The sequence below is a fragment of the Pontibacter sp. E15-1 genome (genome assembly GCF_022601975.1).
GTDB lineage: Bacteria > Bacteroidota > Bacteroidia > Cytophagales > Hymenobacteraceae > Pontibacter.
On the sequence record NZ_JAKVIR010000049.1, the window covers coordinates 1 to 14,459 of the forward strand.

At 53.3% G+C, this 14,459-nt stretch carries 10 protein-coding genes; 4 read left to right on the plus strand and 6 right to left on the minus strand.

Annotated elements, in window-relative coordinates; genetic code table 11:
- Positions 1 to 364: 364 nt before the first annotated feature.
- From aspA to MKJ04_RS22470, 3 genes are all read right to left on the minus strand, one after another.
- Positions 365 to 1,774 (minus strand): aspartate ammonia-lyase, encoded by a 1,410-nt coding sequence (gene aspA / locus MKJ04_RS22460; protein ID WP_241644413.1) that lies wholly within the window; start codon positions 1,772 to 1,774, stop codon positions 365 to 367.
- 39 nt (positions 1,775 to 1,813) lie between these two features.
- A complete protein-coding gene (locus tag MKJ04_RS22465) occupies positions 1,814 to 2,992 on the minus strand; it encodes a ribonuclease D (protein ID WP_241644414.1) in 1,179 nt (392 codons plus the stop codon).
- A 153-nt stretch (positions 2,993 to 3,145) separates the two neighbouring features.
- Positions 3,146 to 3,376 (minus strand): hypothetical protein, encoded by a 231-nt coding sequence (locus MKJ04_RS22470; RefSeq protein ID WP_241644415.1) that lies wholly within the window; start codon positions 3,374 to 3,376, stop codon positions 3,146 to 3,148.
- A 470-nt stretch (positions 3,377 to 3,846) separates the two neighbouring features.
- Here MKJ04_RS22470 and MKJ04_RS22475 point away from each other — a divergent pair, with 470 nt between their 5' ends.
- The gene (locus MKJ04_RS22475) at positions 3,847 to 4,638 is read left to right on the plus strand and encodes a DUF5602 domain-containing protein (RefSeq protein ID WP_241644416.1); all 792 of its coding nucleotides are present in this window, start codon (positions 3,847 to 3,849) and stop codon (positions 4,636 to 4,638) included.
- Between the two features lie 70 nt (positions 4,639 to 4,708).
- On the opposite strand, the gene MKJ04_RS22480 is transcribed toward MKJ04_RS22475, so the two are convergent.
- The 3 genes from MKJ04_RS22480 to MKJ04_RS22490 all read right to left on the minus strand — a co-directional run bounded on the left by MKJ04_RS22480 (position 4,709) and on the right by MKJ04_RS22490 (position 7,503).
- Positions 4,709 to 6,454 (minus strand): M28 family metallopeptidase, encoded by a 1,746-nt coding sequence (locus MKJ04_RS22480; protein WP_241644418.1) that lies wholly within the window; start codon positions 6,452 to 6,454, stop codon positions 4,709 to 4,711.
- An 85-nt stretch (positions 6,455 to 6,539) separates the two neighbouring features.
- On the minus strand, positions 6,540 to 7,019 hold the full coding sequence (locus tag MKJ04_RS22485; RefSeq protein ID WP_241644420.1) for a very short patch repair endonuclease: 480 nt from the start codon (positions 7,017 to 7,019) through the stop codon (positions 6,540 to 6,542).
- A gap of 178 nt (positions 7,020 to 7,197) precedes the next feature.
- Positions 7,198 to 7,503 carry a hypothetical protein gene (locus MKJ04_RS22490; RefSeq protein ID WP_241644422.1) on the minus strand — a complete coding sequence of 102 codons (306 nt, stop codon included), beginning with the start codon at positions 7,501 to 7,503 and terminating at the stop codon, positions 7,198 to 7,200.
- Positions 7,504 to 8,195: 692 nt separating this feature from the next.
- Between MKJ04_RS22490 and MKJ04_RS22495 the strand changes: the two genes are divergently transcribed.
- The 3 genes from MKJ04_RS22495 to lpdA all read left to right on the plus strand — a co-directional run bounded on the left by MKJ04_RS22495 (position 8,196) and on the right by lpdA (position 14,315).
- Complete coding sequence (locus tag MKJ04_RS22495; RefSeq protein WP_241644424.1) at positions 8,196 to 10,955, plus strand: 2-oxoglutarate dehydrogenase E1 component; 2,760 nt, start codon at positions 8,196 to 8,198, stop codon at positions 10,953 to 10,955.
- Between the two features lie 106 nt (positions 10,956 to 11,061).
- Positions 11,062 to 12,624: a 2-oxoglutarate dehydrogenase complex dihydrolipoyllysine-residue succinyltransferase gene (gene odhB / locus MKJ04_RS22500; protein WP_241644426.1), complete on the plus strand. Its 1,563-nt coding sequence runs from the start codon at positions 11,062 to 11,064 to the stop codon at positions 12,622 to 12,624.
- A gap of 287 nt (positions 12,625 to 12,911) precedes the next feature.
- Positions 12,912 to 14,315, plus strand: coding sequence for a dihydrolipoyl dehydrogenase (gene lpdA, locus MKJ04_RS22505; protein WP_241644428.1), 1,404 nt, complete (start codon positions 12,912 to 12,914; stop codon positions 14,313 to 14,315).
- Positions 14,316 to 14,459 lie beyond the last annotated feature (144 nt).

Sequence of the window (14,459 nt, forward strand, 5' to 3'; positions counted from 1 at the left end):
CCGGGAGAGTAGGTGGCCGCCAACCCCACCACGGGCGGGGCAGCATCCAACACGGACGCTGCCCCGCCCTTTTTTTGTGCCCTAGCCAAGGCAAGGGGGCGTTTCATGCTCTTCCATGGCGCCCCGAAAGCTTTCGGGCTGTCTTACCATAGCGTCGGGTCTGTGACTCGATTGAGACCATGCTATATCAAGCTAAAGAGTGCGGGCGCTCACGGCACAGGTATAAGCTTAACTAGCGTGAAACAGCCCTGCTTAAAGCAGGGCTGGGAATATATACCTCAAGCAAGCAGCAACCTATAAACAGCAAAGCCGCAGTTACTCTCGAAGTAGCTGCGGCTTTACTGTTTTATGAGAATTAGATTGGTCAGTCGTTAATAAACTTTGGGTTGATCAGGTTTTCTATGGAAAAGACTTCATCCCACTTCTTCTGCGTAATGCTTTTACGGTCGAGCACCGTGATCTCGTGTATGGACTTTCCGGTAGCCAGTGCCTCCTTGGCAATTGAGGAGGACTCTTCATACCCTAGAATGGGGTTAAGTGCCGTCACGATGCCGATACTGTTCATCACCATGTTCTTACAGATCTCCTCATTAGCGGTAATGCCGTCTATGCACTTCTTCTGTAATGTATAGCAGGCATTGCTCAAGTAGGTAAGGGACGTGAACAGGCTATAGGCAATTACGGGCTCCATCACGTTCAACTGCAGCTGGCCTGCCTCGGCCGCCATCGTAATTGTCATATCTGCCCCAATCACATAATAAGCTGTCTGGTTCACAACTTCCGGTATAACAGGGTTTACCTTGCCTGGCATAATAGAGGAGCCAGGCTGCATGCGGGGTAGGTTTATCTCGTTTATACCTGCCCGTGGCCCCGAGGACAGCAAGCGAAGGTCGTTGCATATCTTGGATATTTTAATCGCAGAGCGCTTCAGCACACCCGATACCTGGACATACGCTCCGGTATCACAAGTGGCTTCTATCAGGTCGTGGGCAAGGAAGAGAGGAATGCCCGTGATCTCACGCAGGTGTTTGGTTACAAGCTCTGGATATCTCTCTGGGGCGTTTATGGATGTGCCAATAGCAGTGGCGCCCATATTGATTTCGCAGATGAGGCTTTTGGACTCCTCTAACCGCAGGATCTCCTCTTTGATGGTGGTGGAGAAGCCATGAAACTCGGCCCCCAGCGTCATCGGAACGGCGTCCTGCAGCTGCGTGCGGCCCATCTTCAGGACATTTGCGAATTCCTCCCCTTTCCTGTCAAACGATTTCTCCAGCGCATCCAGGCTCAGTATAAACGCGTCTATCTTTTTGTAGAGCGCGATCCGGAAGGCGGTAGGGTATGCGTCGTTGGTGGATTGGGAGAAATTAACGTGGTTGTTGGGATGCACAACATCATAGTCTCCTTTCTGGTGCCCCAGCATTTCCAGCGCCACATTCGCGATTACCTCATTCACATTCATGTTCACGGAGGTGCCCGCGCCACCCTGAATCATATCCGTCACAAACTGATCAAGGTACTCTCCGGCGATCAAACGGTCTGATGCCTGGCAGATAACCTCGGCTGTTTCGGGAGATAGCACGCCGCACTCGCGGTTGGCCATAGCGGCCGCTTTCTTCACGTAGCCGAAGGCCTGTATAAAAAGCGGCTCCTTCGCTATCGGAATGCCGGTGATGTTAAAGTTCTCTAACGCCCGTGCCGTTTGTATGCCGTAATAAACCTCGTCCGGGATTTCTTTCTCCCCCAGGAAATCATGCTCAACTCTGTATTTACTCATCTTTTAGTCAGGAATATAAAAGCAAGATGTATAAAAGCTTTATTTCACTGACTTAAGAGACGGTTCCGGCAATGGAATGTTCAGCTCAGCAGCGGCTTTCAGCAGAATCTCGGTCGCATACTGTTTTGTGCAGCGCAATTGGCCGGTAATGCTGTAGTCCGTAATCAGGCTTTGGTTGATGATCAGCCGTGTGGCGAATTCTCCGTAAATCGAAACCAGGTGCTTTTGTACCAGGGTAAGTTCTTCCTTGCGCCTGTCAGTGTCGGGGTTGCGGGGAGGGCGCTGCCAGCGGTTCTGCGGATAATCGTGGCTGATGTTCTCGGCTTTGGCGTTTTTCTTGGCCTGAGCCAGCGCTTCTATCAGCAAATTCTCGTTGCGGGTTCTTTTGAGTGCCCCATGAATACCCTTTGTGTGGTTGAGCCACTCGTGTATGTCGGTATTGGGGTTGTTTGCGAGTTCTACCAGGCCATCGTTGGGTATAACATAGGGAGATGGCTTGTTCAGCTGTTTCGCCAGCTCATCTCTGAACGTGAACAGCTCGCGCAGCAAATACTGCTGATAATAATTGAGTCTAAAGGCGTTTCGGAGCCTCATGTGTGGGTTTTCAGGCTCAGCATAGGTCAGGGCTTCCAGCAAGAGGTCTTCCTCCTGAAGCCAGTGCATGCGGCCTGCTTCCTCAATCTGGCTTACCAGCCTGTCCTTCACCCGGTGCAGGTAGATCACGTCTATCGTGGCATATATAAGCTGCGCCTGTGTAAGCGGGCGCTTGTTCCAGTTACTGGACTGCTGCGATTTGTCGATCTCGTGGTCAAACTCCTCTTTCATCACCGTGGCCAGCGACGACCGCTCGTAGTTCAGGATTTTGGCCGCCACGTCAGTGTCCAGCACGCCTCGGATATTGCAGCCCAGCTTGTCGAGCAGCAGGATGTCGTTGTTGGCGTGATGGATGATTTTGGTGATTGACTTGTCTTCCAGGAGTTGAAAGAGCGGCTGCAGACTGGAGAGGCCGAAGGGGTCGATGATATAACACGTACCGCGCCCATCTGCGATCTGTATCAGGCAAAGGTTAAAGCCGTAGGTAAAGCGGTTCTGGTCAAACTCAAGGTCGAGGGCAAGCTCCTTGCTCTGGCGCATGGCGGCAACCGCCTGCAGTAGCTGCTCATCCGACTCTATCAGTGCTATCGTTACGCCATCATGCGCAAGCGTTGTATTTTCCATTCCGAAAGATAAAAAAGGTTTAGCGCATATACGTGCCAACTCCGTCCAATCTTTTAATGAAAGGCAGGCAGTACATTAACTAAACCGGCAAGCACAAAAAAAGTCCCTGCTTTTCAGCAAGGACTTTCTAATTAAAAACGCTTGGCTTCCTAGTTAGTTCATCGGAGGCTGCTCTTCCTGAATGTCGTTCATGGAGCCATCCTGCATTGTGGTGTCAAGCGGTGTGGTGGTCGTGTCCATCATGTCCGTTTCCATATCCGTCTCTATCTGATCGGTAGACTCGATGTGCTCGGACTCTGTCGCGGCACTATCATTTCCGTTGCTGCAAGCCGAGAAAGCCAACAGGGAAACGGCGGCAAATGCTAATTTCAAGGTGTGTTTCATAGTTGATATAAAGTTGTTAAGTACTCTTAATACGCCCATGGTGAAATGGTAACCCCATAGTATGGTATAAATTGGCTTTTTACAAGCCAAGGCTATACATATGCGGGTGAGGGGCCGGATAAGCATGGTATGGAGCAGGTAGTTTACCAACTCACTGAGAAGATCAACTGTTAGTTATATTCATATAGTTTAATTAATAATTGGCAAAACAATATTTGTTAATTATAGTAGAATATAATTACCTGGCTAACAGTAGCATAGCTTATGTATAAATTTGTTTTTAGCAGCAAAAATTTTTCGGAAAAGTATCTGCAGAAGCGTTTTTTGAGCTATATAGCAGCGCTATAAGTGGGTAGGAACGTCAGGTGAGGTTCCTATATGGGACCTTTGCAGCCCAGAAGCTGGATTTTTATACATGCGCGAAGTTAACCGGAGTGCTCACAAATATTTATAACTATAACAGTAAGACTATGAAAAAACAATTTAGTGGGCGCTTAAGGGCAGGGCTGATGTTCCTTTGCCTATTCGTATTGAGTACCAGTTGCGAGTACCTGAAGGATCAGGAGCCACACAAAAACAGAAGCGTGCATTATGGCCCGGAAGCCGCTCTTGGCCAGGGTACTGCCCGGGCCTGGATTAGAATGGGGCCTGATGGCAAGCCAATGGCAATTGGGGTAGACCTCTCGGCTGATGCCCTGGACGGCCTGCCTGATGAGGTGAAGATGTACCATGTGCAGCTGCCACAACAGGCCACCATGACACCTTACAAGACTATAATGATCGACTGGAACCCGCACGGCCATGATCCGGAAGAGGTATACGGGGCCCCGCACTTTGACCTGCATTTCTACATGATCGGGGACGAAGAGCGCCAGCTTATACCTGCAGGCGAGCATGGGCATTCACCGGAGTTCCAGGCCAACTATATGCCGCCCACTTATTTCTCTACCATGATGTCGGTGCCGGAAATGGGGGTGCACTGGGTAGATGGCATGGCTCCGGAAATTACAGGCGCAGAGCCGTTTACCAGGACGTTTATCTATGGTGCCTACCAGGACAAGGTGATTTTTTATGAGCCGATGTTCACGCTGGATTACCTCAAGCACCTGCCCGCCGGAAAGCAGCAGAAAATGGCCGTGCCACAGCCCCCGAAGGTGCAGCAATCAGGGGAGCACCCCTTGAGTTATACCATCACCTACAGGCAAAATCCCGGCAGTTATACCATCGCCCTCACGGACCTGTATTACAGAAAAGCTAAGTAAGGAGTAGGTATAAAACCAGAAAGCCCCGGCACGCTAACATGCCGGGGCTTTCTGGTTTTATACCCTGCTGTTACTGCAGTGCCTGGGTCGTGTCGGTGGGGGCTGCCAGCGAAGCCTCGCGCTTCGCCTTGAACTCTGTACCGGGCTTCCACTCAGGAAACTTATCCGTGTTGGCCACTTTATACCCCACGCGCAGAAACAGCTGCAGGTCTTCCACCGCGCCCTCCAGGTTCCAGTCGTCGCGCACTTCGTCCGTCAGTTTGTGGTAGTCGTTGGCGGTATACCGGTCGCTCCACTGCTGCACGTAGTCGGCAGGCTGGTTGCGCGCTACCACCCCAGACTTTGCATACAGGGCGGGCACGCCCTGCTTGGCAAACTCAAAATGATCGGAGCGGTAGAAGGAGCCTTTCTCGGGAGAGGCTTCCGGAACGATGCGGCGGTTTTGAGTGGCCGCGGCTTGGGCCAGCACATCTTCCAGCGTAGAGTTGCCATACCCGATCACCACCACGTCCTCGGTAGGGCCATAGGCGTTCAGCACATCCATGTTGATGTTGGCTACGGTTTTGTTGAGCGGGTAAAGCGGGTTCTCTGCGTAATACTTTGAGCCGAGCAGCCCCTTCTCTTCGGCGGTTACGGCCAGGAACAGGATAGTTCGCTTTGGCTTTTGCGGGAGCTTGGTGTATGCCTTGGCCAGTTCCAATAGCCCTGCGGTGCCGGATGCATTGTCCAGGGCGCCGTTATATACCTGGTCGCCCTGCAGGGTCTCGTCCTTGCCCAGGTGGTCCCAGTGGGCAGAATATACCACGTACTCCTCCTTCAGTTTTGGGTCGCTGCCTTCCAGTTTCGCCACCACATTGCGCGACTGTATCTCGCGGAGCTTGTTTTGGATGCTGAAGCTGGCTGTGGCGTTCAGGGGCACAGGCGTGAAGTCCTTTTTCAGGGCTTCCTGCTTCAGCTGCGCCAAGTTTTTGCCCGCCGCCTCAAACAGCTGATCGGCTTTTGCCTGCGTGATCCATCCTTCCACGGCGGCGCGGTCCATGTTTTTGTTTGCCTTTTGGATGTCGAAGTTCTCGCGGCCCCAGCTCCCGGACACTACCTCATAAGGATAGCCAGCGGGCTCCGTTTCGTGGATGATGATGGCGGCCGCGGCTCCTTTCTCGGCAGCGATCTCATACTTATAGGTCCAGCGGCCATAGTAGGTCATCGCCTTGCCCCCAAACATAGCCGTGTCCAGCTCGCTGGCGTTCGCCGGGCTGGGTATGGGCGGGTCGTTGATCAGCATGACAATCGTCTTGCCTTTCACATCCACGCCTTTGTAATCATCCCAGCCATACTCCGGCGCCACAATGCCGTAGCCCACAAACACCATCTCGGAGTTGTTGATGTCGATGGTAGGCACGAAGCGCTTGGAAATCGCCACATAATCAGAGGGGAAGTTGAGGGAGATGGTTTTGCCGCCAGCCTTGAAGCTCGCCTTGGGCTGGGGAGTCAGGCCCACCATCGGCACGTTTTGCACAAAAGTGCCGTCAGGGTTGCCGGGCTGCAGGCCCAGTTGCTTAAACTGGCGGGTCAGGTAGCTTACCGTGGAGTCCTCACCGGCAGTGCCGGGGGCGCGGCCCTCAAAGGCATCGGAGGCGAGCACCGTGGTATGCCTCAAAACGTCGGCGGCCGTGATGCTCTGCAACGCAGGGCCCAGGTTTGCGCTGTCGGCGGCAGCGGCGGTGGTTTCCTCTGCCTCGCCCACTTGCCGTGCGTTCTCGTTGCAGCCAGTGGCCAGCAGCCCTGCCAGGCCGAGGAGCGGGATGTATTTCTTCATAGGTGTATCGGTTAGGTTTGTGCCTGTTAAGTTAGAGAATCCTGTTAAGTTAGAGAATTTTACGCAACTCAGCGCAGTAGGTGCCTCAGGCGGCAATGCCATAGCTTGGGGGCACGCCCCGGTGAAGCTCTCTGATTAATGTAAGGCTTCCGGACAGGTTCTGCCGCAGCTGGCACTCCCAGATAACGAGGCGCTGCCAGCCAGCCGCGCGGTACAGCTGCTGGTACCTGAGATCACGGCTTCTGTTCTTCTCAAATTTCTCCTGCCAGAAGGTAACGTTGGTTTTAGGGAGGGCAGGCTGGCAGTATGGGCAACGGTGCCAAAAGCAGCCATGTATAAAAATGGCCAGCCGGCGGCCTGGGTAGCAAACGTCCGGCTTTCCGGGTGCTTTGGGCCAGTGTACCCGGTAGCCGCGCAGCCCCGCGCTCCAGAGGGCCCGGCGCAGGGCAAGTTCAGGCCTGGTGTTTTTGCTCTTGTTGCCCCGCATGTAGCGGCTAACCTTTTCGGCTGCCGTGAGGAGAGGAGGCGGAGAAGCGTATCGCTTTTTCTTTCGCTTTGTTGCCAACGTGAAACTGCTTTGGTGCAGCAGGATAACATGCGATTCGGGGAGATAGTGCCAGCCAGTACCCGACCAATTTAATTACCAGAACTGGCGTTTGTTTTTATAGGAATAGAAACGGTTTTTATACCTTATTTCTAATTCTCAATTTCTAATTTTTATTTTGGCGAAGCACAAGTGAAGCCTACAGCCGGTAATAAATCCGGTTCATGCACTTATTGTAGGGGTCGTAGCCGGGGCGTTGCTGGCAAAACCTGTCGTTGAGCAGCCGCATATTCTTTATCTCGGTGAACTGAAAGGTATACCAGCCATCCGTTGCCTCAGAGGCAGACTTTTTGCCATCCAGCCAGGCGCAAAGGCAGTCCTGGTTATCCTGGTCTTGGCCGATTAAATGTGGCTCCACGGTATACGTCTCATCACCATAATCAAACCGAATGAGCAGCCTTGCGCCCACAGCTTTCGAGAGTTCATCTAATAGCTCACTGTACATGCGGTATATGCGTTTATGTTTCCATTCCGTCTGCAGCCACGCTTTGGTCTGGCTGCCTAGTATAAATCTAGGCAAGACGCTTCACCATTCAAAGGAACCAACATCATAAAAGGTAACATCGCTTCTTGGCCGTATACAGGATCGGCCTTGCCTGGATAATGGCTTCAATGCGTTTAGATAGGATTTTCAGGAATATGCAGAGCGTCAAAAGTAACATAAGTGAAGCGGCCGGGCCAGGGGCAGCCGTCAGCCTTATCAGGAAAGACTGCAACGGGGTATAAAGAAAAATAGTAGAAAGTTTTCTTCAGTCAGCATGCTGAAACATGAAAGCCCGACGCAAATACGCCAATTTTTTGTAGCGGCTGCTGTGTGCCTGCCGGGGCCTCAAAGTAGGATTATATATACCAGCCAGCTTGATCAGGCAACCTGTAACAGGCTTGTTTACTGCTTAGAAGTGACCAATCACATAAACCTGCTATAAAATATGGGAGGTTGTTCTCGTTTTATTTATCTTACGGCGGCCAACTGACCTGGCATTTAGGGTATTTTTTTGAAACATGCAGGCACGCGTACAGGTTTACATAGGATAAGGTGTTTGATAATGAACCTAATTTGCTTAGGCGAATAGGCGTAATTTGATATTTGTGATATACTTTTAACTTTGCCCAATAATAAAAAGCAGTACAACATATATGGATAAATATAGCTATATCGCTAATGCGCACGGCGATTACATTGATGAGCTTTACAAGGCTTACCAGCAAGACCCGGAGTCAGTGGAGTTTGGATGGCGCAAGTTCTTCGAGGGCTTTGATTTTTCTGCCAGCTACAACGGAAACGGGCAGGGAGCCCCTGCCTCTGTATCCACTGCGCCTGCCAAAACGGCTGTAGCGGGTGAAGGGGAGATTGACAAAGAGGTGGCTGTGCGCAATTTCATATATGCTTACCGGAGCCGTGGACACCTGCGCTCAAAAACAAACCCTGTGCGCGAGCGCAAAGACCGCAAGGCATACCTCGACCTGCAGGACTTTGGCCTGTATGAAGCGGACATGGACACTGTTTTTCAGGTAGGCGAGATCATCGGCATTGGCGCGGCCACGCTCCGTGACATTGTGGCGGCCGTGCACAAGATATATGAAGGCCCGATCGGCTATGAGTACATGTATATCCGCGACCCGGAGGTGCTCACCTGGCTGCAGGACAAAATAGAAAAAGAGTCGCTTAGCTTTGATCCGGAACTGGCGTACAAAAAGCGCATCCTCTCCAAGCTGAACGAGGCGGTTGTGTTTGAGAACTTCCTGCATACCAAGTTCCTGGGCCAGAAGCGCTTTTCGCTGGAGGGTGGCGAAACAACCATCCCTGCGCTCGATGCCATCATCGATAAAGCGTCTGAGCTGGGCGCCAAAGAGGTGGTAATCGGTATGGCGCACCGCGGCCGCCTGAACGTGCTGGCCAACATCATGGGCAAAACCTATGAGCAGATCTTCTCTGAGTTTGAAGGCACCGCCGTTCCGGACCTGACCATGGGCGACGGGGACGTGAAGTACCACATGGGCTTCTCGTCGGAGGTGGACACGCCTTCCGGGCACAAGGTAAACCTGAAACTGGCCCCAAACCCATCGCACCTCGAGGCGGTGAACCCGGTGGTAGAGGGCTTTGTGCGTGCCAAGATCGACTGCATGTATGACAAGGACCCACGCCAGATCGTGCCGATCCTGATCCATGGCGATGCTGCCGTGGCTGGCCAGGGCATCGTGTATGAGGTAACGCAGATGGCGAAACTGAGCGGCTACCAGACAGGCGGCACAATTCACTTCGTGATCAACAATCAGGTGGGCTTTACCACCGACTTCGAGGACGCCCGCTCCTCTATCTATTGCACGGATGTGGCCAAGATCATAGACGCGCCTGTGCTGCACGTGAACGGCGACGATCCGGAATCTGTGGTGTTTGCCGTGCGCCTGGCTACAGAGTACCGCCAGAAATTTGGCAACGACATCTTTATCGACATGGTGTGCTACCGCCGCCATGGCCACAACGAGGCCGACGAGCCGAAATTCACGCAGCCGCAGCTGTATAACCTGATCTCGAAGCACGCTAACCCGCGCGAGGTATATAACAAATCGCTAATCAGCCGAGGCGAGATTGATGCAGAGCTGGCCACAAACATGGACAAGGAGTTCCGCCAGATGCTGCAGGACCGCCTGGACATGGTGAAGCAGAAACCCTTGCCCTATAATTACCAGGTGCTGGAGAAGGACTGGCAGGAACTGCGCCGCTCTACCCCGGAAGACTTTAACCAGTCGCCAGAGACGGGCATCTCTTTAGCCGATGTCGAGACAGTAGGTAAGGCCCTTACCGAAGTGCCGCAAGGCTTCAAGCCGCTCAAGCAGATCGAAAAACTGATCAAGGAGCGCAAAGAGATGTTCTTCGAAACGAAGCAACTGAACTGGGCCGCCGGCGAGTTACTGGCCTACGGCTCTATTTTGCTGGATGGCAAGATTGTGCGCTTCAGCGGCCAGGATGTGCAGCGCGGAACGTTCTCGCACCGCCACGCAGTGTTGCACGATGCCGTAACCAGCGCTCCCTACAGCAACCTGAACCACATGAGCGAAGATCAGGGGCCTTTCGAGATATATAACTCGCTACTGTCTGAGTATGGCGTGCTGGGCTTTGAGTTTGGGTATGCCATGGCCAACCCGAGCGCCCTGGTTATCTGGGAAGCCCAGTTCGGCGACTTCGCCAACGGCGCCCAGGTCATGATCGACCAGTTTATCACAGCCACCGAATCGAAGTGGCAGCGTATGAACGGCTTGGTGATGCTGTTGCCACACGGCTACGAAGGCCAGGGGCCGGAGCACTCCAATGCCCGCCCGGAGCGCTTCCTGCAACTGGCAGCGGAGAACAACATCTTCGTGACGTATATCACCACACCGGCCAACTTCTTCCATTTCATGCGCCGCCAACTGGCCCTGCCATTCCGCAAGCCAGCCGTGAACATGGCACCGAAGTCGTTGCTGCGCCACCCGCTGGTGGTTTCTCCGATAGAGGACTTTACCTCAGGCGGCTTTAAAGAAGTGATCGGGGATGCGTACGCAGATGCCGGAGCGGTGAAGAAAGTGCTGCTTTGCACAGGCAAGATTTACTTCGACCTGCTGGAAGAGCAGCAGAAGAACAGCCGCCAGGATGTGGCGATCATCCGCCTGGAGCAACTGGCCCCGTTCCCGAAAGCACAGCTTGCCGCCGAACTGAGCAAGTATAAAAACGCAACAGTGTACTGGGTGCAGGAAGAACCCGAGAACATGGGTGCCTGGACGTATCTGCTGCGCCTGATGCGCACGCAACTGGCAGACGTGATTTCGCGGAAAGCCAGCGCCTCGCCTGCTACAGGCTACAACAAAGTGCACGTAAAAGAGCAGCAGGATATTATTGAGCGTGCCTTTTCAGTTTAATATAGGAAGTATGGGGCAGATGCCTAAAGGGTTCGTCCTGGCTGCTTTGGTGCCTTCCCCATGCTTCACCTTAATATATAAATCGTAATTCATAATTGAATAAAATATGAGCTTAGAAGTTAAAGTGCCTGCCGTAGGTGAGTCGATTACCGAGGTAACTATAGCCCAGTGGCTGAAAAAAGACGGAGACCGGGTGGAAATGGATGAGGTGATTGCGGAACTCGAGTCTGACAAAGCCACATTCGAACTGCCAGCCGAAGCCGCAGGCATTTTACGCATAATAGCACAGGAGGGCGACACCGTAGATGTGGGTGCCCTGATTTGCAAAATTGAAGAGAACGGCGCAGGCGCCCCTTCGGCTCCGGCCGCACAAGCCGCCGCGCCAGCCGCACAGAAAGCCTCTTCTGCAGCGCCAGGCCCAGCCGCCGAAACAGTGGAAATGAAGGTTCCCACTGTTGGGGAGTCCATCACGGAAGTAACCATTGCCAGCTGGCTGAAAAACGACGGCGACCATGTCGAGATGGACGAGGTGATCGCGGAGCTGGAGTCGGACAAGGCCACGTTTGAGCTTCCGGCTGAGGCGGCCGGCACACTGCAGATTGTGGCGCAGCAAGGCGATACCATCGAAATTGGTGCCACCATCTGTAAGATCATACCGGGTGCAGGCGCTTCGCAGGCCAATGCGCAGGCCGCAGCCAAGCAGGATGCTGCCACGCAGCAAGTAGCGGCAAAGTCGGGTGCACAGCCTACCAGCGCCAATTTGGGTGCGCAAACCTATGCCTCCGGCACGCCGTCTCCGGCTGCAGGCAAAATCCTTTCAGAGAAAGGCGTTAGCCCAGCCGATGTGCAGGGCACTGGCCGCGATGGCCGCATCACCAAAGAGGATGCACAGGGTGCCCAGAAAGCCGCGCCTGCTCCGAAGCAGGAAAGCGCTCCGGCTGCTGCCGAGGCCCCGGCCGCCACTGGCGAGCGCAACCAGCGCCGCGAGAAAATGAGCTCGCTGCGCAAAACCGTTGCCCGCCGACTGGTGCAGGTGAAAAACGAGACGGCCATGCTAACGACCTTCAACGAGGTGGACATGAAGCCGATCATGGATATCCGTAGCAAGTACAAAGAAAAATTCAAGGAGAAGCACGAGGTAGGCCTGGGCTTTATGTCGTTCTTCACGAAGGCGTGCACCGTGGCGCTGCAGGAGTGGCCGGCAGTAAATGCGCAGATCGACGGAAACGATATGATCTTCAATGATTTCTGTGATGTGTCGATCGCGGTTTCCTCTCCGAAAGGCCTGGTAGTGCCGGTTATCCGCAACGCGGAGCAACTGTCGCTGGATGGCATCGAGAAAGAAGTGATCAGGCTGGCCAAGAAAGCCCGCGACGGTAAATTGTCTATCGAGGAAATGACGGGCGGTACCTTCACCATCACCAACGGTGGCGTGTTCGGATCCATGATGTCTACCCCGATCATCAACGCGCCGCAGTCGGCTATACTTGGTATGCACAACATCGTGCAGCGCCCGGTGGCTGTAAACGGACAGGTGGAGATTCGCCCGATGATGTACCTGGCCCTTTCCTACGACCACCGCATCATCGACGGCCGTGAGTCGGTTAGCTTCCTGGTGCGCGTGAAAGAGCTGCTCGAGGATCCGATGAGACTGCTGTTAGGCGTTTAATTTATACATAGCAAGAAGGAGGGGTAGGCAAACAAGCTTACTCCTCCTTTTTTTGACTGCCCTGTTTAGAGGGTTGCAGGGAAGTTGATTTGCAGTTCGTGAATCATCCCCCTGCCCCCTTCAAAGGGGGACACTCACAGATGTAATTCTCAACAGTGTACAATTACACTTACAGGAAAGTCCCCCTTTGAAGGGGGCAGGGGGATGACAATCGTTCTAAGTTAGGTTAAAATACAGGTAAATAAAGTATAGAATCGAGAGTGAAAGCTCTCCTCAAAGTATAAAAGATGAAATACGATGTAACTGTAATCGGTTCTGGACCTGGTGGGTATGTGGCAGCGATCCGTTGTGCACAGCTGGGCCTGAAAACCGCGATCATAGAGAAGTATAATGTATTGGGCGGTACGTGCCTGAACGTGGGCTGTATCCCGTCTAAGGCGCTGCTGGACTCTTCGGAGCATTACCACAACGCGGCACACGCGTTTGCCGAGCACGGCATTGAGCTGGACAACCTGCAGGTGAACATCCAGCAAATGATCAAGCGCAAGGGCGAAGTGGTGAAGTCGAACAACGATGGCATCTCCTTCCTGATGAAGAAGAACAAGATCGATACCTATTTCGGCCTTGGCTCTTTCGTGAACAAGAACACGATCAAGATCACTGACGCAGAGGGGAAAGAGCAGCAGATCGAAACGGAGAAGACCATCATCGCGACTGGCTCCAAACCGACTACGCTGCCTTTCCTGCCGATTGATAAGCAGCGCGTGATCACCTCGACAGAGGCTTTGACGCTGACAGAAGTTCCCAAGAACCTGATCATCATCGGTGGTGGTGTGATTGGCCTGGAGTTAGGTTCGGTATACGCCCGTTTGGGCACCAAAGTGCAGGTGATCGAGTTTATGGACTCTATCATCCCGACCATGGACCGTGCCTTGGGTAAGGAGTTGCAGCGCGTGCTGAAGAAAACACTGGGCTTTGAGTTCTTTATGAGCCACAAAGTGACGGGCGCAACCAACGAGGGCGACGTGGTGAAAGTGACGGCGGAAAACTCCAAAGGCGAAACCATCAACTTTGAAGGCGATTACGTGCTGGTTTCTGTTGGCCGCAAGCCATACACCGAGGGCCTTGGCCTGGAGAACGCAGGCGTGCAAATGGGTGAGCGCGGTATGATTGCCGTGAACGACCACCTGGAAACCAACGTGCCGGGTATTTTTGCCATTGGCGATGTGGTGCGTGGCGCCATGCTGGCACACAAAGCAGAGGAAGAAGGCGTGCTGGTAGCAGAGCATATGGTGGGGCAGAAGCCGCACATCAACTACAACCTGATACCGGGTGTGGTGTACACCTGGCCGGAAGTGGCGGGCGTGGGCTTTACCGAGGAGCAACTGAAGGAGCAGGGCCGTGCTTACAAGATAGGTTCTTTCCCGTTCAAAGCCTCTGGCCGCGCCAAGGCATCCGGCGACACAGACGGTTTTGTGAAGGTATTGGCAGACAAGCAGACAGACGAGATACTGGGCGTGCACATGATCGGCCCACGCATCGCTGACCTGATAGCGGAAGCCGTAACGGCTATGGAGTTCCGGGCATCTGCCGAGGATGTGGCCCGCATGAGCCACGCGCACCCAACATACGCCGAGGCGATGAAGGAAGCGTGCCTGGCTGCCACAGAGAACCGCGCGATACATATCTAGAGAAAGGATAATCCTATACATAGAAAGCCCGGCATTCAAGTATGCTGGGCTTTTTGTTTTGTAATGAGTTTAATTAGTCGCTCCTTAAAAACGATATAAATCCTTATTTTTCAACATGTTGAGGTGTAAAACTTATGGTTTTCA

Bases quoted from the DNA above. Each gene is read 5' to 3' on its own strand.
- MKJ04_RS22465 (WP_241644414.1), bottom strand. From the start codon at position 2,992: ATGGAAAATACAACGCTTGCGCATGATGGCGTAACGATAGCACTGATA.
- MKJ04_RS22475 (WP_241644416.1), top strand. From the start codon at position 3,847: ATGAAAAAACAATTTAGTGGGCGCTTAAGGGCAGGGCTGATGTTCCTT.
- lpdA (WP_241644428.1), top strand. From the start codon at position 12,912: ATGAAATACGATGTAACTGTAATCGGTTCTGGACCTGGTGGGTATGTG.
- MKJ04_RS22470 (WP_241644415.1), bottom strand. From the start codon at position 3,376: ATGAAACACACCTTGAAATTAGCATTTGCCGCCGTTTCCCTGTTGGCT.
- odhB (WP_241644426.1), top strand. From the start codon at position 11,062: ATGAGCTTAGAAGTTAAAGTGCCTGCCGTAGGTGAGTCGATTACCGAG.
- MKJ04_RS22490 (WP_241644422.1), bottom strand. From the start codon at position 7,503: ATGTACAGTGAGCTATTAGATGAACTCTCGAAAGCTGTGGGCGCAAGG.
- aspA (WP_241644413.1), bottom strand. From the start codon at position 1,774: ATGAGTAAATACAGAGTTGAGCATGATTTCCTGGGGGAGAAAGAAATC.
- MKJ04_RS22480 (WP_241644418.1), bottom strand. From the start codon at position 6,454: ATGAAGAAATACATCCCGCTCCTCGGCCTGGCAGGGCTGCTGGCCACT.
- MKJ04_RS22495 (WP_241644424.1), top strand. From the start codon at position 8,196: ATGGATAAATATAGCTATATCGCTAATGCGCACGGCGATTACATTGAT.